Origin of the sequence: Geothrix sp., from assembly GCF_030219325.1 — a bacterium.
Lineage (GTDB): Bacteria > Acidobacteriota > Holophagae > Holophagales > Holophagaceae > Geothrix.
The window spans coordinates 2995736-3016318 of the sequence record NZ_CP126625.1 but is presented as its reverse complement, the minus strand read 5'-3'; the positions used below and the strand labels follow the sequence as shown (position 1 = coordinate 3016318).

Annotated in this window: 13 protein-coding genes; 10 read left to right on the top strand and 3 right to left on the bottom strand. The window is 69.2% G+C overall.

All coding sequences use genetic code 11. The features are described 5' to 3' along the window. Window positions 1-96 precede the first annotated feature (96 nt). The 3 genes from QOZ81_RS13400 to QOZ81_RS13390 are packed head-to-tail and all read right to left on the bottom strand — an operon-like array spanning window position 97 to window position 7373. Window positions 97-4965 carry a hypothetical protein gene (locus QOZ81_RS13400; RefSeq protein WP_291205413.1) on the bottom strand — a complete coding sequence of 1623 codons (4869 nt, stop codon included), beginning with the start codon at window positions 4963-4965 and terminating at the stop codon, window positions 97-99. 60 nt (window positions 4966-5025) lie between these two features. Then, a complete protein-coding gene (locus tag QOZ81_RS13395; RefSeq protein WP_291205416.1) occupies window positions 5026-6570 on the bottom strand; it encodes a hypothetical protein in 1545 nt (514 codons plus the stop codon). A gap of 41 nt (window positions 6571-6611) precedes the next feature. After that, complete coding sequence (locus QOZ81_RS13390) at window positions 6612-7373, bottom strand: DeoR/GlpR family DNA-binding transcription regulator (RefSeq protein ID WP_291205418.1); 762 nt, start codon at window positions 7371-7373, stop codon at window positions 6612-6614. A gap of 200 nt (window positions 7374-7573) precedes the next feature. On the opposite strand from QOZ81_RS13390, the gene QOZ81_RS13385 reads away from it, so the two are divergent. Genes QOZ81_RS13385 through QOZ81_RS13340 form a run of 10 tightly spaced genes read left to right on the top strand, consistent with a single transcriptional unit; the run spans window position 7574 to window position 20554 of the window. Beyond that, window positions 7574-8359, top strand: coding sequence for a hypothetical protein (locus QOZ81_RS13385; protein WP_291205421.1), 786 nt, complete (start codon window positions 7574-7576; stop codon window positions 8357-8359). A 30-nt stretch (window positions 8360-8389) separates the two neighbouring features. Beyond that, the gene (locus QOZ81_RS13380; RefSeq protein WP_291205424.1) at window positions 8390-11512 is read left to right on the top strand and encodes a TonB-dependent receptor; all 3123 of its coding nucleotides are present in this window, start codon (window positions 8390-8392) and stop codon (window positions 11510-11512) included. Window positions 11513-11528: 16 nt separating this feature from the next. Then, the gene (locus QOZ81_RS13375) at window positions 11529-12110 is read left to right on the top strand and encodes an outer membrane beta-barrel protein (protein ID WP_291205425.1); all 582 of its coding nucleotides are present in this window, start codon (window positions 11529-11531) and stop codon (window positions 12108-12110) included. 54 nt (window positions 12111-12164) lie between these two features. Beyond that, window positions 12165-13343 carry an SIS domain-containing protein gene (locus QOZ81_RS13370; protein ID WP_291205427.1) on the top strand — a complete coding sequence of 393 codons (1179 nt, stop codon included), beginning with the start codon at window positions 12165-12167 and terminating at the stop codon, window positions 13341-13343. Between the two features lie 25 nt (window positions 13344-13368). Further along, window positions 13369-14316 carry a carbohydrate kinase family protein gene (locus tag QOZ81_RS13365; RefSeq protein WP_291205432.1) on the top strand — a complete coding sequence of 316 codons (948 nt, stop codon included), beginning with the start codon at window positions 13369-13371 and terminating at the stop codon, window positions 14314-14316. Further along, the gene (locus QOZ81_RS13360; RefSeq protein ID WP_291205437.1) at window positions 14306-15151 is read left to right on the top strand and encodes a class II fructose-bisphosphate aldolase; all 846 of its coding nucleotides are present in this window, start codon (window positions 14306-14308) and stop codon (window positions 15149-15151) included. Before QOZ81_RS13365 ends, QOZ81_RS13360 begins: the two co-directional genes overlap by 11 nt. Beyond that, the gene (locus tag QOZ81_RS13355; RefSeq protein ID WP_291205440.1) at window positions 15144-16454 is read left to right on the top strand and encodes a class II D-tagatose-bisphosphate aldolase, non-catalytic subunit; all 1311 of its coding nucleotides are present in this window, start codon (window positions 15144-15146) and stop codon (window positions 16452-16454) included. The genes QOZ81_RS13360 and QOZ81_RS13355 overlap by 8 nt, the downstream gene beginning before the upstream one ends. After that, the gene (locus tag QOZ81_RS13350) at window positions 16451-17344 is read left to right on the top strand and encodes a DMT family transporter (RefSeq protein WP_291205443.1); all 894 of its coding nucleotides are present in this window, start codon (window positions 16451-16453) and stop codon (window positions 17342-17344) included. The genes QOZ81_RS13355 and QOZ81_RS13350 overlap by 4 nt, the downstream gene beginning before the upstream one ends. 31 nt (window positions 17345-17375) lie before the next feature. After that, window positions 17376-19439: a glycoside hydrolase family 36 protein gene (locus QOZ81_RS13345; protein WP_291205445.1), complete on the top strand. Its 2064-nt coding sequence runs from the start codon at window positions 17376-17378 to the stop codon at window positions 19437-19439. After that, on the top strand, window positions 19436-20554 hold the full coding sequence (locus QOZ81_RS13340; RefSeq protein ID WP_291205448.1) for an amidohydrolase family protein: 1119 nt from the start codon (window positions 19436-19438) through the stop codon (window positions 20552-20554). Before QOZ81_RS13345 ends, QOZ81_RS13340 begins: the two co-directional genes overlap by 4 nt. The last annotated feature ends 29 nt before the right edge of the window (window positions 20555-20583 follow it).

The following is a 20583-nucleotide window of genomic DNA, read 5'->3' as shown; positions in this document are numbered from 1 at the left end:
CGCCATCGGGCGGCCACATGCGTGGAAGCCCGATGGCACTGCGGATAGCCTCTTGCTCCCTCTTCGTGTTTGTGGGCCACGAGGCAAGTCCGGATCCTACCGGTTCGCCAGCGCCTGCCCTGTGTGGGAGGCCGCACAGGCGCGCACGACGCTGGGCGGGCCTTCCACCAGGACCCGGCCTCCACCGGCGCCCCCTTCGGGGCCGAGGTCGATGATCCAGTGGCTGGCGGCGATGAGATCCAGGTCATGCGTCACCACGACGACGAGGTGGCCGTCCTGGGCCAGGCGGTGCAGCGTGGCCGACAGGCGGTCCACATCCTCGAAGCCCAGGCCGCGGGTGGGCTCGTCCAGCAGGATCGCCGCGCGGGTTCCGGGGGACTCCGCCAGTAGGCCCGCCAGCCGAAGGCGCTGGCGCTCCCCGGCCGAAAGGGCGGCCCCCGCCTGGCCCACGCGCAGGTAGCCCAGGCCCACCTCCTCCAGCGCCCTCAAGGGCGTGGCCAGGAGTGCGTCTCCCGAGAAGGCCCCGGCCAGTTCGGCCACGGTGGCCTCCAGCACCTCGGCGATGCTGCGGCCTTCCAGCCGGCATTCCAGCACCTCGGGCCGGAAGCGCTGTCCGCCGCAGGTTTCGCAGCCCACGGTGACGTCCGGCAGCAGGTCCATGGCCATCGTGAGCACGCCGCGCCCTTCGCAGGCCTCGCAGCGGCCGCCCGGCGCGGTGGTGGAGAAGTGCTTCGCCGTGAGCTTCAGGGCCCTGGCCCGGGGCGTGGCGGCGAAGCGCTTGCGGAGCGGCTCCGCCAGCCCCGTGAGGGTGAGGACCGTGCTGCTCCAGCCCGTCCCCAGGGCCGCCTGATCCGCGGTGATGACCTCCTGGATGCCGGTCAGCAGCTCGAAACCCTCGCAGCCCAAGGGTCCGCGTCCCGCCAGGTGGTTCCGCAGCGAGGGCGCCAGCACCTCGAGGACGAGGGTGGACTTCCCGCTGCCGGACACGCCCGTCACCGCGACCAGGGCACCTGTGGGGAAGGTCACGTCGATCCCCTGGAGGTTGTGCAGGTGGGCGCCTCGAACCCGGAGGCCCGGCGTGAGGGCGGCGGTTGTTTCGGTGTAGACCGTCCGCGTGCGGCGCAGCAGGGCGCCGGTGCGGGAGTCCGCCTGCCGCTCCAGGTCCCGGGGTGGGCCGCTGGCCACGAGGCGTCCGCCTTCGGGACCGGCCCCGGGGCCCAACTCCAGGATCTGATCCGCCGCGGCGATGAGGGCGGCATCGTGCTCGACCACGATGACCGCATTGCCCGCATCGGCCAGCCGGCGCAGCACCCCGCCCAGGCGCTGGACATCCTTCGGGTGCAGCCCCTGGGTGGGCTCGTCCAGCACGTAGGTGACGCCCACCAGGCCCCCGCCCAGGGCCGCCGCGAGGCGCACCCGCTGGCCTTCGCCGCCCGAAAGGCTGGCCAGCTCGCGGCGCAGGGTGAGGTAGCCGAGGCCCGCGTCCGCGAGGGCCTTCATGCGCGCGAGGACATCCCTCCGGAGATCCGCGGTGAGCGTGAGCGTGCGGGGCGGGAGCCCCAGGACGGCCGGCCCTTCGAACCACGCCAGGGCCTCGTCCACGGACAGGGCCAGCAGCTCGGGCAGGCGCAGGCCGCCGAAGCGGACCGAACGCGGCAGCTCCCGCAGGCGCTCGCCGCCGCAGGCGGGGCAGGGCGCGTCCGCCAGCAGTGTCTCCAGCTCCTCGCCCTTGGGCTCGGCGTGGATGCGCTCGTATTCCCGTTCCACGAGCGTGGCGAAGCCATCCCAGGTCGTCTTCAGGTGGTGCACGCCCTCGGCCTTGCCGCGCCGGTAGCGCCAGGCCACCTCGTGCAGGAGGTCGCCGCTGCCGTCCATGGCGAGCCGCCGCTCGGCCGGGCCCAGCTCCCGCCAGGGGCGGGAGAGGTCCAGGCCCGCCTGGGCCGCCGCATGCCGCAGGGTGGCCACGAACTGGCCGTCCGCCTCGCCCAGGTAGGCACCGAAGCGGGTGCCATCCATGGCGCCGCCATCCAGCGCCCGATCGGGATGGCTCACCAGGCGCTCGGGATCGCAGCGCTGGAGGAAGCCCAGCCCCCGGCAGCGGGGACAGGCGCCGCGCTCCGAGTGGGGGGAGAAATCCGCGGCCCAGAGCACCTGCGGGGGCTCGCCGGCGGCGGGTTGCTCGCCCGCCCGGGCGAAGAGCAGACGCAGCAGCTCGTCCAGCTCGGTGGCGGTGCCCACGGTGGCGCGGGGGTTCCGCCGGCCCGCCTGCTGGGGCACGGCCAGGGTGGCCTGGAGGCCGCGGGCGGCCTCGAACTCGGCGCCGCCCTTGCGGGGCAGCAGGCGCCGGGCCCAGGGGGAGACCAGGTCCGCGAAGCGGTTCTGGGCCTCGGCCAGCAGCGTGTCGAAGACCAGCGAGGACTTGCCCGAGCCCGAAGGCCCCGTGACCACGGTGAGGCCCTGGGCGGGCAGGGTCACGTCGATCCCCCGCAGGTTGTGCGTGCGCACCCCCACCAGCTCCATGGGCGGCGCCTCACCCGGCACGGAAGGCGCCTCGATGGGTGGTGGCAGCTCCCGCAGTGCGGCGCCGGTGAGGGAGGCCGGGCAGGCGGTGAGGTCCTCAGGAACCCCACACACCAGCAGCCGCCCGCCTTCGGGACCGCTGCCGGGCCCCAGGTCCAGCACCCGGTCCGCGTGGCGCACCACGTCCAGGTCGTGATCCACCACCAGCAGCGTGTGGCCCGCGTCCAGCAGGCGGTCCCAGGCCTGCAGCAGCACGGCCACGTCGGCGGCATGCAGGCCGGTGGTGGGCTCGTCCAGGGCGATGAGGGCCGGGCCGCTGCCGGTCCGGGCGAGTTCGGTGGCCAGCTTCACGCGCTGGGCCTCGCCGCCGGAGAGCGTCGTGGCGGGCTGGCCCAGGGGCAGGTAGCCCAGGCCCACGTCCAGCAGGGCATCGAGGATGCGGCGCAGCCGCGGATGGTCCGCGAAGTGGGCCGCGGCCTCGGCGATGCTGCCCTCCAGCACGTCCGCGATGCTCCGGCCCCGCACCTGCACGGCCAGCACCTCGGGATGGAAGCGCCGCCCGCCGCAGGCCTCGCAGACCAGCTCCACGCTGCCCAGGTAGCGCATGCCGACTTCCTGCACCCCCGCGCCTTCGCAGGCTTCGCAGCGACCGCCCGCCGTGTTGAAGGAGAAACTCCCCTTGCCCAGGCCGCGGGCCTTGGCGTCCGCCGAGCCGGCGAAGAGATCCCGGATGAGGTCGAAGGCGCCGGTGTAGGTGGCCGCATTGGAGCGGGGGGTGCGTCCGATGGGATCCGCATCCACCGAGACGATGCGGCGGAAGGGCGCGTCCGGCACCGCGTCCGCCTGGAAGCGCGCCACCACCTCGTCGAGCAGCGAGGTCTTCCCCGCGCCCGAGACACCCGAGATGACGTGGAGGAGACCCACCTCCAGCGTCACGTCGAGGTGCTGGAGGTTGTGGCGGTGCAGACCCTCCAGCCGCAGGGAGCCCCGCCCAGGGCGCGGGCTTCGGGGAACGGCCGCGCCGGTGCCCGCCAGCCAGCGCTGGGTGGGCGTGGCGGCCCCTCCCGCGACCTGCGCCAGCAGCTGCTGAGGGGGGCCGCTGAAGAGCAGCCGGCCGCCCTGGACGCCGGGCCCGGGGCCCAGGTCGATGAGCCAGTCCGCCGCGCGGGCGATGCGCGCATCGTGCTCCACCACCACCACGGTCTGGCCCTGGTCCCGCAGGCGCTGCAGCACGCGGATCAGGCGGTCCACGTCGTGGGCATGCAGGCCCGCCGAGGGCTCATCCAGCACCACCAGCAGGCCGCGCAGCTCACCCAGGGCCAGGCCCAGGAGCCGCAGGCGCTGCGCCTCGCCGCGCGAGAGGCTCGGCGCCGGGCGGTCCAGGGTCAGGTAGTCGAGACCCAGCTCCGTCATCAGGTCGCAGCGGGCAAGGAGGTCCTTGCGGATGGGCTCCAGCACGGCGGCTTCGGAGGGTGCCGCTTCGAGTGGGCCCAGGAGGGCCCGCAGGTCACGGACCGTCAGGGCGGCCAGGTCCACGATGCGCCGGCCCCGCCAGGTGACGGCCAGCGCCCCGGGCCGCAGGCGCGCGCCGCGGCAGGCGGTGCAGGTGGCGCTGCGCACGAAGCGGAGGATGGAGTCGTTCCGCTTGCCCCGGAGGATCTCCTCCATGACGGGCACCAGGCCGCGGTAGAAGCCCTCCTGCCGGGGGCGCGCGGTGATGCCGGTCCACTTCAGCCGCGACTCCAGGGGATGCTTGCCATAGGGGACCTTCAGGCGCTCCGAGCCGTACAGCACTACGCGACGGGCCTCGTCGCCGAGGTCCCGCCAGGGGACGTCCACGGAGCCGCCGTGGGCCCGCAGCACCTCGTCCAGCACGGCCAGGGTCACCTGCGAATACATGAGGTAGCCGTTGGGCGTGCTCACCCGCAGGGCACCGTCCCGCAGCGACTTCGAGCCATCGGCCACCAGCAGGTCCAGGTCCAGCCGGTCCTCCACGCCCAGGCCCTGGCACTGGGGGCAGGCGCCTTCCTCGCCGTTGAAGGAGAAGAGGCCCCGGGTGGGGCGAATGCCCTCGGGCGCGCTGCCCAGCCGCGCGAAGAGCAGGCGCAGCAGGTCCCAGCCTTCCGTGAGCGTGCCCACCGTGGAGCGGGGATTCGCGAGGCTGCTGCGCTGGCCCACGGCCACGGCGGGCCCCAGGCCCTCGATGCTGCGCACCGCCGGACGTGCAAAGCCGCCCACGAACTGGCGCGCGAAGGAGGGCAGCGTCTCCAGGAAGCGGCGCTGCCCCTCCCGGAACAGCGTGTCGAAGGCCAGCGAGGACTTGCCGGAGCCCGACACGCCCGTGATCACGGTCAGGCTGCGCCGGGGGATCCGCACGTCGAAGCCCGCGAGGTTGTGCGCCTCCGCCCCGCGGATGACGATGTCCTGGTCTGTGCGCTGCGCCAACGGAATCCCCCACCCTCCAGCATGAGAGAGAACCGGCCCGGAGGCGAACGGGCGTTCCCGCTAGAACCCCAGGATGAGTTCTCCCGTTTCGCCTTGGATGTCATGGGCCTGCAGGACCACGGTGGTCATCCCGGATTCCCTGTTGAACCTGACTTCGCGCACGCTGAGCCGGGGATTGGAGCAGGTCACGGAGCTCGGCCTGGAGGCGGTGGTGATGGCCACAGCCTGTTCGCCATACACGCGCATCTTGAAGCGCGCGGATGTCCCGCTCAGGGCCCGGGCGTAGACGAGGTAGGTCCCGTCATTGATGACGGTGAGCTCGGGGAGATGGTCCCCGAATCCGTACCGCAATTCGGCGATGCCCCGGGGGATCGCCGGCAGGTAGAGATGGGCGAATCCCTGGACTTCCTGGATGGAGGGGATCGGCTGACCGTCCAGGGTCGCCCGGGAGAGGTGGGTTCCCTTCGGGAGCCTGACTTTCAGGACCAGGGGGCCGACCATGCCGGCATCGAAGGCATCCTGGGGCATGGGGCGGGCATCGATGAGCACCCGGCCCGGCTCCGGCTCCGAGACTTTGCAATGCCGCTTGTAGAGCCACTGGGAGTAGAGCTGCTCGGTGTTCTTGGCCAGGTAGCGTCCCTCCTCGGCCTGGACGGCCTGCAGCAGGGCGATCCACTTGGCGTTGACCGAGGCCTGGAAGATGTCATCCGTGGCGAGGAGGTTGACCCAGTGCGTCTCGATGATGTCCGTGTCGAAGGCTGAGATGGGCTGGCGGGGGAGGGTGGCCGGTTCCCACCACTCGTTGCCGAAGTTGTGCCGGTCCAGGACGAGGACGCCGTTGTCGAAGCCGCCCGACCCCTGCGCCGGGGGATGCAGCTGGGGGATCTCCGAGAAGGCCGTGTTGGCGTATCGCACGCCATATTCGCGGAGGATTTTGCCCAGGCTGTACGGCTTGGCCGAGGGGTTCCAGAAGTAGCTGTAGGCCGTGGGCACGAAGCTTTCCGGGAACGAGTGGCCGTTCTCCTTCGAAAGTCCGTACTGGGCCATGATCGTCCTGAACATGTCCAGGTGGGCCCGGATCTCCGCCTCGGTCCAGGGGCGCTTGTCCTGCAGGTTGTACCACTCCGCGCGGCGGCGGCGGCCGTTCTCCCAGTACTCGTGGCCCACGCCATGGAGGCCGAACTCCAGGAAGGCCGATTGGGCCTTGACCGTCTCCATGATCCTCAGCTGTTCGGGGGAGACGTTGGCCGTGTTGTCCCACTTGCTCCCCTCCCGGGTGGCCGAGGGCAGCTTGGCCACGGCGTTCTCCCGGTCCAGCTCGCCGAGCACGAAGACGCCCTGGATGCGGACGCCGACGGCCTGGCCGATCTGGATCATGGGGAGGTAGTCCTGGGCCACCATGTCCCGCTTGAACCCGATGCGATAGGGACCGTTCGCAGGATCCTGGGAGCCCCCATGCATCCAGCCGAGATCATCCACCACCACGGCGAAGGGCCTCGGGAACTGGATCTGCGGGGCCGGCTGCCCGGTGAGGGCCCGCGCCGCCGCCAGGGCGAGCAGCATGATCCACGTCTTCGTGCCTGGGATCCCGGGGCGGTTCGGCATGGTCGTTCCCTCCATGGACTGGGGTATCGCGCCTCGGTCGGCTAGGCGATGGTCACCGTGATGCCCGCCTCGCGAAGGCGTTCCAGCTCGTCGGCATCCGCCTGGTCGTCGGTGATGAGCTCATGCACTTCGGTGATGGGGCAGATGCGGGCGAAGGCCATGCGCCCGACCTTGGAGCCATCGGCCACGACGATGACGCGCCGGGCGTGTTCGATGAGGGCGCGGTTGGTGTGCGCCTCCACGTCGTGGTGGGTCGTGAGGCCGCCCTTGGCGCTGATGCCATCCACGCCGACGATGGCCAGGTCCAGGTGCAGGCCCTCCAGGCTCGCCTCGGCCAGGGGGCCCACCAGCTCGTAGGATTCGCTCCGGGCCGTCCCGCCGGTCACGATCAGCTTCAGGTTCGGACGCATGGCGAGGTCCGAGGCGATGTTGAGGGCGTTGGTGACGATGGTGAGCCCCGTCAGGTTCGCGAGGGCCCGGGCCACCTCCGTGGTGGTGGTGCCGCCGGTGAGCCCCAGGGAGACGATCCCCTCGCCGAGCCGTGCGACCGCCATGGCGGCGATGCGCCGCTTCTCCTCCTTCTGGCGGCCCCCCCGGTAGCGCAGCGGCAGTTCGTAGGCGAGGGTGTTGGCCACCGCCCCGCCGTGGGTGCGTGAGAGAAGGTGCTGTTCTTCGAGTACTTCCAGATCCCGACGGACCGAGGCCGTGGACACGCCGAGCTCAGCCGCGAGGTCAGCGACACCCAAGGTGCCCTTCCTGGACAGCCGGTCGAGGATGAGACCGAGACGTTCTTCTTGGCGCATGCCCCAAAAATAACACAAAATAAAATTGACACTGTCGCTTTCTGCTCGATACTGCTAAAAATGCTGCAAAGATGAACAAATATTCGATTCGAATTAGATCAATTGCCCTGCGCCCCACCCTCGACTTCCCATTCAGCTTCCCCCGCATCCAGCCACTCCCGGTCCTGCCCAGTCCTTTCGCCTGCTCACGGAGGCCCACCATGAAGGTCCAGAAACCACTTCCCAGGCTTGTTCTCGCGGTGGCCGGCTGGTCGGTCCTCACGCTGTCCGCGGCCGAGGGCGACCCGACCTTCGATTTCAAGGTCAAGGGGGCGCTCACGGCGGGGACGCTGAGTCAGGACCAGAACAGCCACCAGGCCTTCGGATTCGGAGTGGGCGGCCGCTGGCCCCTGGGAGGGGCGCGCGCGTTTTCGGTGGAATTCGGGTTCGACCATTTCCCGGGCCAGGCCCGCGACGTCATGCCGACCGGCGGGGCCGTCTTCTACAACCCGCAGAGCCCGGCCACCACCTATCAGGGGAATCCCCTTTTCCTGAGCCAGACGAACTCCATCGACTTCCGGAAGGAACAAAGCCAGGGGTTCAGCCTCCGGGGCACCTACTCGGACGCGTTCCCGGACCTGGGGGGCTGGTACTGGTTCGCGGGGGTGAGCCTGGACCTCTACAAGGTCAGCGCCGAGATGAGCGGCACGCTCATCCCGATGTACGGTTCCGCCTCGCCGGCACCGGTGCTGGATCCCAATGCCCCGGGGAGCGACTACTACGAAGGCTGGGCCTTCGTGAAGGAGAAGACGAAGCCCGGAGTGGGGCTGCTGGCCGGGGTGGGCGTACCGCTGTCCGACAACCTCAAGTTCGAGTTCACCATCCGCAACATCAGCACCACGCACTTCGACTACAGGCCCTTCACCTACACAGGCCAGAGCCCCGTCCTTCTGGAGAGCACCCATCGTGGGTTCGTCTTCGAGTTCGGGCTCGCAGTGAAGATCTAGGCACCGGGAACAGGTAAAGGAGATAGGTCCATGCTGCACCGAAGCAAGTTCACGCCTCTCATGCTGCTCCTGGCCGCCGCTCCCCTGCTGGCCCAGGAGACGACCGGCACCGCGGTGGGCCTGGTCACCGGGAAGACCGGGAAACCCATCGTGGGCGCGCTCGTGCGCCTCGTCTCCCCGAATCTGCTGGGGGAACGGACCACCACCACCAACGAGAAGGGCCAGTACCGGCTCGCCATCCTGCCGAACGGCAAGTTCACGATCACGGTCTCGGCCGGCGGCTTCATGACCGTCAAGGGCGAGTTCCAGGTGGTGCCCGGCCAGACGGCCCGGCAGGACGTGATCCTCCCCGCCGTGGCCGAACAGGGGGCGACCGTGGAGGTCATCGACCAGGCGGCCCAGGTGGACAAGACCACGACCACCACGGCTTCGACCTATTCCATGGAGAACCTCAACCAGCTCGCGAGCCAGGAGTTGGATTCGATCCTCGTCCTGTCGCCGGGGATCACCGGGATCCTGGATCCCAACGTCGGCGGGTACGGCGATGACGCCATCTCGATCCGGGGCGGCATCCAGCACAGCACCAAGGTCATCCAGAACGGCCTGAACATCACCGAGGAAGGTGGCGGCTACCTGAATGAATTGACGACCCTCATGGACCTGGTCGACACCATGGCGGTGATCCAGTCGCCCCTCAACGCGCGCTACGGGAACACGGATGGCGGCCTCGTCTCCATCGTGACCACCCGGGGCAGCAACACCTTCACGGGCACGGCCCGCATCAAGTACCGGAAGAACTACTGGCAGGACAACAACACCTCGTACCCGAGGCGGGACGGCTCTGCCGGGGACCCGGTCTACCCCAACGACGATTTCCCCAACCGCACCTACGAGCTGTCGCTGCGGGGCCCGATCTGGAAGGATCACATCACCTTCGCCTACGGCACCCAGCAGACGCCGACCTATTCCTACACCTCGGTGGTCGGGCTCACCACCCTGAACGGGCTGCCCAGCCAATCAACCTTCACCTACGTTCCCGGCACCGGGATCGCCCCCGCCAACACCTACGCCCTCGGCGGGCTGGATACGCTCAAGGACACGTCGAAGTTCCACCAGTTCGTGCTCTTCGCCCAGATCAATCCGGACCACAGCCTGGAGTGGAACTACACGCAGAACGACAGCGAGGCCTACTGGGGGCTCCCGCGCTTCGGCCGCATCGACAGCGTGACCTCGTCGGGGACGGACAACTACCACCACCACCTGTGGAATCTCGGGTACAAGGGCCTGATCGGCAACGCAGGCGTCCTGGAGGCCCGGGTCGGCCACACCTACCGCACCTGGCCGCATCCCTACAGCCCCGGCCAGCCGCCCATCTGGACCACGTTCATCCCCGGCGAGCACGCGGACGGTTCACCCGTCACGAGCCTGCTGGATGGGTACGCCTCCGGTGGCGTCGCCTACAACACCAACGGCTACAACGCCGACAAGGGCGACACGATCCTGAACGACTCGGCCATCGTGAACTACGCCCACGTGTTCTCCCAGGGGGACAGCTCCCACCAGCTGGACATGGGCTTCGACGTCGAGAAGTTCAAGTGGGGAATCCAGGTGGGCGCGGCCAAGGACCAGTACATCGTCCCCGGCCAGAATCCGCTCACGGGCCAGTACCTCGTCTACAACGCCGCGACGGCCACCCTGCAGGACCTGGATCCGACGGCGGCGAACACGCCCGTGCTGAGCGACGGCCTGGTGAACCCCGGCATCGGGGCGCCCGGATCGGACAACCACTTCCCGGGCGGCCTGGGCCTCATCCCCACGTGGGTGAGCCGCACGGGGGCCGAGGGCGGGAACTTCCAGAAGACGACCCACGCCTACTGGATCAACGACCTCTGGACCATCAACAAGAACCACAGCGTGATGCTGGGGCTCCGCTACGACATGTTCAAGGTGAACGACGACTTCAGCACCTTCGTGTCGTACGGGCACCTGAATCCCCGGTTCGAGTACAAGTGGGACGTCTCGGGGGACCAGTCCCGCCTCTTCAATCTGTCCTACGGCCAGTTCCAGGCCAGCTCCCCGGGCTCGCTGTTCCTCCCGATGGCCCATGGCCGCCTGGGCGACCAGACCGTGTACTACTGGAGCCAGGGCTCCTCGACCCCCTACTACGTGTCCTACAACCAGCTCCTCGACAAGAACAACTACACCGCCTATTCCCGCACCTACGCCGGCGACACTTTCGAGATCGACAAGTCCTGGAAGAATCCCGTCTCCACCGAGATCACCATGGGCTTCCGCCGCTCCTACACGGCGGGGGGCTACTGGCGGGCGACGGCGGTCTACAAGACCTGGTCGAACCTCTTCGACTTCTTCCCCGGTCCGGTCTACACGGACCCTTCCGGTTCCCCGAATTTCAAGCGGATACTGAGAAACGACCCCGATTCGCAGCGCACCTACAAGAGCGCCGAACTCGAGTGGATGCTCCCCCTGAGCCGGCGCGCCACCATCTACGGCAACTACACCTACGCCCGGATGACGGCCAACACCCGCCCTTCGCTCGACAATCCGGACCGCACCACGAGCCAGCTGGCCAATTTCCGCGACTACTACAACACGCTGTTCACCCGGGACCAGTACAACCCCACCACGCTGCGCACGCCCGAGCACAACCTGAACCTGTTCGCGGTGTTCGACGTGAGCTCCGGGAAGGTGAAATCCAACGTCACGCTGCGGGCGAACTACACCAGCGGCAAGCCTGAAGCGCGATGGATCAACTACAACATCCCCTTCCCGACCGTCCCGGGCTACAACGACACGAACAACCAGAACACGGGCGGACTGCCGAACTCCCTGGCCGTCGCCGCCGATGGCGGACGGATGACGAACACGAGCATCACGACCATCGGGTTGAAGTACAACCTCGAGATCACGGTCCTGCGCACCGTGAGGTGGTTCTGCGACATGAACATCAACAACATCTTCAACACCAAGTCCATGGGGCCGTACAGCCTTGGCGGCACGAGCCTGACGGACACCGCGGGGCAGCCGCATCAGTTCACCGGGCACGGCTGGCGCGCCGCAGACGATCTCTCGACGGTGGGGACGGGTCGCATCCCAGGCCGGGTGATCACCCTTGATACAGGCATCCGGTTCTAGGCCAGGAGGAGACCCCATGCACCTTTCCAAAGTCTTGCTTTCGGGCGTGCTGGCTCTGGCCCTGGCTGGCCCGGCCCGCGCCGGGGATACGAAGTACACGGCTTCCGCCGGGCTCCTCATCAACCAGGGGAACACGGTCGATCTCACCCGGAAGACCACTGGCGGCTACACCGTCGAGGCCGGGGCCCTGTTCAACCCGGAGAACTTCGGACCGAAGATCCAGGTCTATCTCGGCTATGCCCACATCCCCGCGGCTGAAGGAACGGTGGACCGGCCGACCTTCACGCTGAACAGCCCCCGGTTGGGCGCGGAGCTGGTCTACCAGCCCTGGGACTCGCAGCCCTTCACGGTGCGGGTGGGGCCCTCCTTCCACATCTGGAAGGCGGACCAGAAGGGGGGCGACCCGAGCCTCTACCCCGCCGATCAGCACATCAAGCTGGGCTGGCGCGTGGGGCTGGGGTATGACCTCTCCGAGCACTGGGCGGTATCCCTGAACTACACCTTCACCGAGTGGCGCAGCAATCCCGACCTGCCCGTGGATGCGACCAACCCCAGCCGGCCCTCCTATTTCAGCCTCATGGGATCCTACCGGTTCTAGACGATCAAGCGGGCCCGATGGGGTCCAACCTGCAGGTTTCTGGAGTTTTCAGGCATGAGCGCCGCGTTTTCGACTTTCGCCCCACCGTCACGACCCTCCCTCGGCGCGGTCCACACCATTCCGGAAATCCTCGGGCAGCCGGCGCTCTGGCAGGCCACCTGGGAGGGGCTCCGCTGGGAAGCGAAGGACCTGAAGGCGTTCATGACCGAAGCGCTCCAGGCCTCCGACCGGGAAGTGGTGCTGACGGGGGCTGGCTCCTCCGCCTTCATTGGAGAGCTGCTCCAGGGCTGCTACAGCCGCCGCCTGAAGCGCTGCGTGCGGGCCGTTCCGACCACGGACATCGTGACCAATCCCGAGGAGTGCTTCGCCCAGGATGTCCCGACCCTGCTCATCTCCTTCGGCCGGTCGGGCAACAGCCCCGAGAGCATCGCGGCCCTCGACCGGGCGGACGAGTGCCTCAGCGACGTGAGGCACCTGATCATCACCTGCAACCCCGGCGGAGACCTCGCGAAGCATCCGACGAAGCACCCCCGCGCCGTCTTCGTCCTGCCCCCGGCGGCCGATGACAAGGGCCTGGCCATGACCGGCAGCTTCACCAGCATGGCCCTGGCCGGAATGCTGATGGCCGACCTGGATTGCCTGGAGTACCAGGGTTCCCGCGTCCGGCTCATGGCCGCCGCGGCCGAGCGCCTCCTTTCCAGCGAGGGCGGACGGTTCCGCGAGCTGGCCCGGCTGGGCGTCCGCCGAGCCATCTTCCTCGGGGCCGGGGCCCTGAAGGGGGCCGCGCGGGAGTGCCACCTCAAGGTCCAGGAACTCACGAACGGATCCGTGATGTGCTCCTACGATTCCTTCCTGGGATTCCGGCACGGCCCCAAGGCCGCCATCGATGCGGAGACCCTCGTCGTCTTCCTCTTCTCGGGCCGGCCCGGCCAGAAAGCCTATGAGCAGGACCTCGTGAAAGAGATTCGGGATGGAAACCTGGGCTGCTTCCGCCTGGGCGTGGGCGCGGGCCTCGCGCCCCATGAGGGCCCCGAGGCCACCATCACCCTCGACGAGGAGGGCCTGCTCCGCGACGAGGAGCGGGCCATCTGCGGCGTCCTGGTGGCGCAGGTCCTCGGGGTGGAGCTCTCCATCGCGCAGGGGCTCAGCCCCGACAACCCCTCACCCTGCGGCAGCATCTCCCGCGTCGTGCAGGGCGTCACGATCTACCCCCGGGCCCACGATCCCCTTTGATGCAGCCAAGAACGAGGTCCCAGGCATGGAATCCAACTTTGATGTGCTGGTCGTCGGCGAACTCAACGTCGATTTGATCCTGAACGGCCTCCCCCGAATGCCGGAGGTCGGCAAGGAGATCCTGGCGGAAGCCATGACGCTCACGCTCGGCAGCTCCTCCGCCATCTTCGCCAGCAACCTGAGCAGCATCGGCGCCAAGGTCGCCTTCCTGGGCAAGGTGGGCGAAGACCTGTTCGGCGACCTGGCCGTGAACAGCCTCCGTGACAAGAAGGTCTATGCGGCCATGATCCGCCGGACCTCCGATCACGCCACGGGTGCCACCATCGTCCTCAACCGGGGCGAGGACCGGGCCATGGTCACCTACATGGGGGCGATGGCCCACCTCACGCTTGCCGACATCCAGGTCGACCGGCTGCGCACCTCCCGCCACATGCACTTCGCCTCCGCGTTCCTCCAGCCGGGGCTGCGGGGCGACGTGGGGAACCTGTTCCGGCGGGCGAAGGAGTGTGGTCTCACCACGTCCTTCGATCCCCAGTGGGATCCGGCGGAAGCCTGGGATCTCGACCTGCCCGACATCCTCCCCTACGTGGACGTCTTCCTGCCCAATGAGCAGGAGCTCCTGAACCTGACCCGGAAGCCGGATGTCGAAACGGCCCTGGACTCGCTGCGCCCCTTCGCGCATACCGTGGTGGTGAAACAGGGGAACCAGGGCGCCCAGGCCATGGCGGACGGCAGGATCCTGTCCTGCCCGCCCTTCCTGAACCGGGACGTGGTGGACGCCATCGGCGCCGGGGACAGCTTCGACGCCGGGTTCGTCTCCTGTTTCATCGAAGGGAAGAGCCTGGAGGAGTGCCTGCGCTTCGGCAACCTCATGGGGGCCATCTCCACCACCGCCGCCGGAGGCACCGGGGCGTTCACCGACCGGGCGGGCCTCCAGGCCATCGCCAAGGAGCGCTTCAACCATGCCTTCTAGACTGCCCATGCGGGAGAAGCTTCTCGAGGCGCGGGACCGCAGGACGGCCCTGCTCGCGACCAATTTCTACAACGCCGAGACGCTGCGCGGCATCCTGGAGGCGGCCGCGGAGCTGCGCCAGCCGGTCATCCTGCAGCTGACCCGGAGCTCCATCGACTACCTGGGCCTCGGCCTCGCGTTGGCCATGGGCCGGGCCGCCATCGAACAGTACGGCGTGGAAGGCTGGATCCACCTGGATCACGCCACCTCCCTGGATCTCGTCGAGCGGTGCCTCGAGGCCGGCTTCGATTCCGTCATGATCGATGCCAGCGAAGCGGACTTCGCCCAGAACGTGGCGCTCACCCGGAAGGCCGTGGAGCTGGCCCGGAAGACCGGCGCCAACGTGGAGGCGGAGCTGGGCTTCGTGGCCAAGCTGGGCCAGGAGGCGGACTCCGGCGGCATGACCGATCCCGACGAGGCCGCCCGGTTCGTGCACGAGACCGGCGTGGATTCGCTGGCGGTGGCCATCGGCACGGCCCACGGGTTCTACAAGGCCACACCCTGCCTCGACCTGGAGCGCCTGGCGGCGATCCAGGCGCGCACCGGCGTGCCCCTGGTGCTGCACGGCGGCTCCGGCGTGGACGAGACCGCCATCCGGGCCGCGGTCGCCCGGGGCATCTGCAAGGTCAACGTGGCCACCGAGACCAAGGACGCCTTCGTCCGGGGCGTGAAGCGCGAGATCCAGGCCACCACGGACATCGACCTGCGGAACATCTTCCCCCCCGCCATCCGGGACGTGAAGGATCTGATCAAGCAGAAGCTCGGCATGTTCATGGACGGCTCCGGGCGTGTCTGAGCTCCTCCGGCTCCGGGAGGACTGCCGCGCTGCGGCGGGGCGGGGCATTTACTCGGTCTGCTCGGCGCACCCGGTGGTCCTGCGGGCCGCCCTGGACCAGGCCCGGGAGGACGCCTCCCCGGTGCTGATCGAGGCCACCTGCAACCAGGTGAACCAGGCCGGCGGCTACACGGGCATGACGCCCGCGGACTTCAAGGCCTTCGTGGAGACCCTGGCCCGGGAGGCCGGCCTGCCCGGCGACCGGCTCATCCTGGGCGGCGACCACCTGGGCCCGAATCCCTGGCGGAATCAACCCGCCGCGGCCGCCATGGCGCAGGCCGAAGCGCTGGTGGATGCCTACGTCAGCGCGGGCTTCCACAAGATCCACCTGGACGCGAGCATGCGCTGCGCCGACGATCCCGCCGTCCTCCCCGACGCCGTCATCGCCGAACGCGCGGGGAGACTCTGCCTCCGGGCGGAGCAGGCCCATGGTCGCCGGGGCGGGGGGCCGCCACCGGTCTACGTCATCGGCACCGAAGTCCCGATGCCCGGCGGCGCGGTGGAAGAGGAGGCCGGCCTCCGGCCCACGGCGCCTTCGGACGTGGCCCGCACCCTGGATCTCAGCCAGGCCACCTTCGCCAGGCTCGGCCTCGAGTCGGCCTGGGAGCGGGTCGTGGCCCTGGTGGTCCAGCCCGGGGTCGAGTTCGGCGAGGCCAGCGTCCACGACTACGATCGAGGCGCCGCGGCGCCGCTGACCGGGGCCATCGCGCGCCGGCTGCCCTGGATGTACGAGGCTCACTCCACCGACTACCAGAGCCCCGCTGCCCTGCGCCAGCTGGTGGAGGATCGCTTCGCCATCCTCAAGGTTGGGCCCTGGCTCACCTTCGCCTTCCGGGAAGCCGTGTTCTCGCTGGAGCAGCTTGCCCGCGAGCTCCAGGGCCGGAACCCCCGCTACTCCTGCCCACCTCTGGCCGCGACGCTGGAAGCGGCCATGCTCCGGGAGCCCGGCCACTGGCAGGACCACCACCATGGCACGGCCGGCGAGCAGGCCTTCGCGCGGCGCTTCAGCCTGAGCGACCGCTCCCGGTACTACTGGGGCGATCCCGCCGTGAGGGAGGCCCTGGAGGCCCTGTTCCGGACGTTGGAAGGGCCGCTTCCGCTCGAGCTGATCAGCCAGTACCGGCCCCGCGAGTACGATGCGGTCCGCGCCGGGATCATCCGGCCCAGCGGCCGCGCCCTCGCCATCCACTCCGTCCGCAGGGTGCTGGGGCACTATGCCGCCGCCTGTGGCCTTTCCATGTCCGTGGCACAGGGAGGCTCATGAACAAGCCGCGCTGGTTCCTCTACACCGTCATCACGGTCCTGGCCTGGGGTCTGTGGGGGGCCCTCATCGACACGCCCGCCAAGGCCGGCTTCCCCGAGACCCTGGGCTACATCGTGTGGGCCCTCACCATGATCCCGCCCTGCCTGGTGGCCCTGGCCCTGGTGGGCTGGAAGGTGGAGACCGACGCGCGGTCGATCCTCTATGGCGGACTGGCCGGGTTCCTGGGCGCCGGGGGACAGCTGATCCTCTTCAAGGTGCTGCGCCTGGCGCCGGCCTACCTGGTGTTCCCCTTCGTCGCCCTCTCGCCCCTCGTGACCATCGTCCTCGCCTTCATCGTCTCCCGGGAGCGCGCCTCCCTCAAAGGCTGGATCGGCATCGCCCTGGCGCTGGTGGCCGGGATCCTGCTGGCCTACACGCCGCCGGAGGGTCGCGCCGGCGCGGGGCTGCTGTGGGTGGGCTTGGCCCTGCTGGTCTTCCTGGCCTGGGGTTTCCAGGGCTTCGTCATCTCCCACGGGAACAAGTCCATGCGGGCCGAGAGCATCTTCTTCTACATGACCGTGACGGGCCTCCTGCTGATCCCCGTGGCCTGGTTCATGACTGATTTCCGGCAGCCCATCCACTGGGGCTTCCGCGGTCCCTGGCTGGCCGCCCTGATCCAGGTGCTCAATGCCGTCGGGGCGCTGCTGCTGGTCTACGCCTTCCGGTACGGCCGGGCCATCATCGTGTCCCCGCTCATCAACGCCGGGGCGCCGGTGGTCACCATCCTCATCTCGCTCGTCCTCTACCGGACGATGCCCCTGGCCATCCAGGGCGTGGGCATGGCCGTGGCCATCCTCGCCACGGTGCTCATGGCCCTGGAGGAGGAAGTCGAAGCCCCCGCGCAGGGGTAAGGGCTGGTCCGTTTTCTTCAAGGGAGGTCCCATGCAGGCGCTCCGCTGGATGGAAGGACGACGCATCCTGGCCGTGGCCTTCGGCCTGCTGGCCACGGCCCTGGCGGCCCGCCCGCCGCTCAGGCTGGTGACGCCCTCGGCGGAGTTCCAGGTGCTGCCCTCCGGCGTCATCACCGCCACCCGGCTCCAGCATGGACGGCGCCTTTCCCTTGCCGACACCATGAAGGGAGCCGGCGATGCCAAGGTCCCCGTCCTGGATCTGGGCCGGGCCCAGCGCTCCGCTGGGGGCAGCCACTGGGAGATCCCCTGCCTCGGCAGCGGGTCCGTGTCGAAGACCCTCGTCCTGGAGGTTCGGGAGGGCCATCCCGGGGTGCTCTTCGCCGCCCTGCGCCTGACCAATCCCACCGCCGCCAGGCAGAGCACCGGCGAGCTTGATGTCCTCCGGGCGCGGTTCGCGAAGGGTCGCCTGTGGTCCTTCCAGGGAACCAGCAAGGGGTGGGGCCAGGACGAGGTGCTGCGCCTCCGCCCCGGCCGCTCCGAGAACAGGCTGGGGGACATGCTCGCCGGCGGCGTCGGCGGCGGAATCCCCGTCATCGACTTCTGGAATGCCGCCAGCGGAGAGGCGCTGGGCTGCCTGTCCGCCGACCCCTGCGCCCTGCCGGTGCAGGTGGCACCGGATGGCCGCGCCGCCGCCGCCGTGGCCTTCCCGGCCCGGAACCTCGCACCCGGTGAGACCTGGACCTCCCCCTGGTGTTTCCTGGCGGTCCACCCGGGCGATTTCTTCGAACCGGTCAGCCTCTGGTCGCGGCTCATGGCGCCCTCGGCCTGGAAGCCCGGGGCGGCGGACGCCGAGGCCTACGAGGCCACCTGGTGCAGCTGGGGCTATGGCTTCGACATCACCCCGGCCCAGATGCTCGGTGTGCTGCCCAAGCTGAAAGAGCTGGGCCTCAGCTGGGCCACCCTGGATGACCGCTGGTTCGACGCCTACGGCGACTGGAAGGCCCGTTCGGACACCTACCCCGGCGACAGCCTGAGGGCGATGGTGGACCAGTACCACCGGGCCGGGATCAAGGTGCAGCTCTGGTGGCTGCCCATCGCCGCCGAGATCGCCAATGGCAAGGGCGAGTCCCACCAGTACCGCCAGTCCCAGGTGGTGCGCGACCATCCGGACTGGCTGGTGCTGGATGAACAGGGCCAACCCGCCACCATGATCCGCGACCTGGCGGTGCTGGATCCGTCCCTGCCGGAGGTCCAGGCGTACTTTCGGGACATGGCCGTGGCCTTCATCCGGGACGACGGGTTCGATGGCTTCAAGATGGACAACGTCTTCGCCGTTCCGCCCTGCTTCAATCCCAAACACCACCACGCCTCTCCCCTGGAATCCACGCAGGCCGCCGCCGAGGTCTACCGGCAGATCCAGGCGGCCGTCCATGCCTTGAAGCCCGGCGCGGTGATCCAGATCTGCCCCTGCGGGACCACGCCCGCCGCGGCCTGGCTGCCCTGGATGGACCAGGCCGTGACCGCCGATCCCGTGGGGGCGGTCCAGGTCCGGCGCCGCATCAAGCTCTATAAGGCCCTGCTGGGACCCGCCGCCGCCGTGTACGGGGACCACGTGGAGCTGAGCGTCATGAAGCCCCTCGGCAAGGACGACTGGCTGGAGACCGGCGAGGACTTCGCCTCCACCTTGGGCGCCGGTGGCGTGCCGGGCACCAAGTTCGTGTGGCCTCCCACGGGCCAGGTGCCCAGGTCCGGCCCCGTGGATCTCAGTCCGGCCAAGAACGCGGTCTGGCGGCGGTGGCTGGACCTCTACCGGGAGAAGCGCCTGTCCAGCGGCACCTTCCTGAACCTGTACACCCTGGGCGTGGACCGCCCGGAGGGCTACGCCATCGCCCGCGACGGCAGGATGCACTACGGGTTCTTCGCGGCGGGCGCCTGGAAGGGCCGGGTCGAGCTCCGGGGCCTGGAGCCCGGCCGCCATCGCGTGCGGGACCTCGTCGAAGGCCGGGACTTGGGCGAAGTGGTGGCCGTCCGGGGCAGGGCGCCGCGCCTGGCCGTGGCCTTCAAGGATCATCTGCTGCTGGAGGTGGCGCCATGACTGGATTCCATCCAACCGGGTTCAGGCCGCTGAGGCGGGCCCTCGGGTTCTGCTCGCTGCTCGCCCTTGGGGCGGCCCTCCAGGCCCAGTCAGCCAAGGCGATTCCTCCGGACCAGCTGCTGCTGAAGGACTACCGCCCCCATTCCATCTTCAAGGTGCCCCAGACCCGCATCGAGAAGGCCCGCTTCCCCACCATCGACATCCATTCCCATCCCTACGCGGAAACGGAGGCCGAGGTGGCAGCCTGGGTGAAGACCATGGATGCCGTGGGCATCGAAAAGACTGTGATCCTCTTCGGGAGCACGGGAAAGACCTTCGACGAGGCCACCCGGAAGTACAGGAAATACCCCGCGCGGTTCGAGCTCTGGTGCGGCATCGACTTCACCGGGTTCGATCAGCCGGGCTTCGGGCCCGCCGCCCTGGCGGAACTGGAGCGCTGCCGCCGCCTCGGGGCCGTGGGGGTGGGCGAGATCACGGACAAGGGCGGCGGGCTGAACGGCAACGCCGGCGGCATGCACCTCGACGATCCCCGCATGGACGCGATCCTGGAGAAGTGCGCGGACCTGGGCCTGCCCATCAACGTGCACGTGGGCGAGGACCAGTGGATGTACGAGCCCCAGGATCAGACCAACGACGGCCTGATGAATGCCTTCGAGTGGAAGATCCCCAACCGGCCCGACGTGCTCCGGCACGACCAGGTCATCGCGACCCTCGACCGCGCCGTGAAGAAGCATCCCCGGACCCTCTTCATCGCCTGCCACCTGGCCAACTGCTGCCACGACCTGGCCATCCTGGGCGCGATGCTGGACAAGTACCCGAACCTCTACGCCGACATCGGCGCCCGCTACGGCGAGACGGCCCCCATTCCGCGGCAGGTCGCCCGCTTCCTCGGTCGCTACCAGGACCGGATTCTCTACGGCACGGACATGGGGATGGAGGCCGAGATGTACCGCACCACCTTCCGGATCCTGGAATCCGAGGATGAGCACTTCTACGAGACCGAGCTGTTCGGCTACCACTGGCCCCTGTACGGCTTCGGCCTGGGCGAACCGGTGCTGAGGAAGCTGTACGCCGACAACGCCCGCCGCGTGATGGCCCGCGCCCAGCGCCCCTGACGTCTGGTTCCGCCCTTTCCGGGAGTCCG